This is a genomic window from Parasedimentitalea denitrificans (assembly GCF_011813015.1).
GTDB lineage: Bacteria > Pseudomonadota > Alphaproteobacteria > Rhodobacterales > Rhodobacteraceae > Parasedimentitalea > Parasedimentitalea denitrificans.
The window spans coordinates 1-1,269 of sequence record NZ_QHLQ01000064.1 but is presented as its reverse complement, the minus strand read 5'-3'; the positions used below and the strand labels follow the sequence as shown (position 1 = coordinate 1,269).

The window sequence follows — 1,269 nt, the reverse complement described above, 5'->3', positions numbered from 1 at the left end:
TGGTCCTAACATCGCCACCAATCCCCCCACGCCAATAAGGAAATTGAATCAGTCATATACCCTCAAATCAACAAGAGTTTTTCAACAACATTGGCTGCAAGCTGCCGTTAGACGGGTTTGTCACCAAGGTCGGCTATCAACGAGTGACGGCGGGTCCAACAAACCCTGAATGCCAGGCGCCCACTTCCACTGGTCCAACTCCCCTAAACGGCGCAGCAGGTCAGCCTCCCACTGGAGTTTGAACCGTAACCGATGGGTTTTGGCCCAACTTTGGAAGGCAGGGCGCCAGGCATCGCGGTCCCCCGCCTCCATGGCTTCGTACAAATCGTAGTGGATGGTGCGGGGCCAGTCAGGCATGCGGTCCTCTCAGCTCAGAAGAACACATGTGGAACGAAGGGAGGGGATCACAAGGTTGATCCACTGAGCTCTGACAACTAGGTTCGTAAGACCCGTCTTGATGCAACTATTCCCATATTTTTATCAACGGTTTGAAACCACCATTGTCTCTAATATACAGACCTTCCGGATCAATGGGTTCTAAATCACCATCATCGATATTGCCTTCTATGAAGGCATCGAGTGATTTTTTCCAACCAACACTGTCGCTAACCATGAGCCATTTCAACATGGCCCCATCTGATGGCTGATATTGGAAAGCACCATTAGCCATGACCGGTGGCATAGCCTTCATTCCGAAAGATGAAAAAGTTTTTATTAAACTCGTTTCCTGCTTTTGAAGTGACTTATCAAATTCAAGGTTCTGTTCTGCCAAAGCAGCCTCCAAAAAGGACTTGAATTCCAGCTGCATTTCCTCCCGGGAGGCTAAAAAGTCGGCCTTAAGTTGGTCTCTCTCATCAGATAATGTACTCTCTATTGAAGCCAAATCTAAAGAAACCGACTCCTTCATTTCGACAACTCCATCGGAGATGGCGGCCTTCAAGGAGGCATTGAACTCTGCTTTCATGGCTGACATTTGCAGGTCATTTAGCCACACAAGGACGCCTGCAATTACGGCTACTACAGCCCCAATTCCCCCGACAATGGCGGCGACACTCAGCCATAATTCTTTGTGGGTAATGGAGCTTTTTAATTCGGCCGCCACACTGATAAGGGACGTCCTAACTTCACCTACAGACGCCTCCACTTCGCTAACTCGATCTTCAATATCAGGCATCTGTGCGTCGGCAGAGTTTTTGGGTCCAAAGGCGGCCTAAACTAAGTGAGAGTTTGGCTCATCTGGTTGGTTTGATTATGCGGCGCGTTGCCTGT

Annotated in this window: 2 protein-coding genes; both read right to left on the bottom strand. The window is 49.2% G+C overall.

Annotated elements, in window-relative coordinates; all coding sequences use genetic code 11:
• Positions 1 to 120: 120 nt before the first annotated feature.
• Positions 121 to 357, bottom strand: a complete 237-nt coding sequence (locus tag DL239_RS21310) for a hypothetical protein (RefSeq protein ID WP_167686106.1) — start codon at positions 355 to 357, stop codon at positions 121 to 123.
• Between the two features lie 106 nt (positions 358 to 463).
• Positions 464 to 1,174: a hypothetical protein gene (locus DL239_RS21305; protein WP_167686105.1), complete on the bottom strand. Its 711-nt coding sequence runs from the start codon at positions 1,172 to 1,174 to the stop codon at positions 464 to 466.
• Between the last annotated feature and the right edge of the window lie 95 nt (positions 1,175 to 1,269).

Coding starts and splice junctions, on each gene's coding strand:
- DL239_RS21310 (WP_167686106.1), bottom strand. CDS start 357: ATGCCTGACTGGCCCCGCACCATCCACTACGATTTGTACGAAGCCATG.
- DL239_RS21305 (WP_167686105.1), bottom strand. CDS start 1,174: ATGCCTGATATTGAAGATCGAGTTAGCGAAGTGGAGGCGTCTGTAGGT.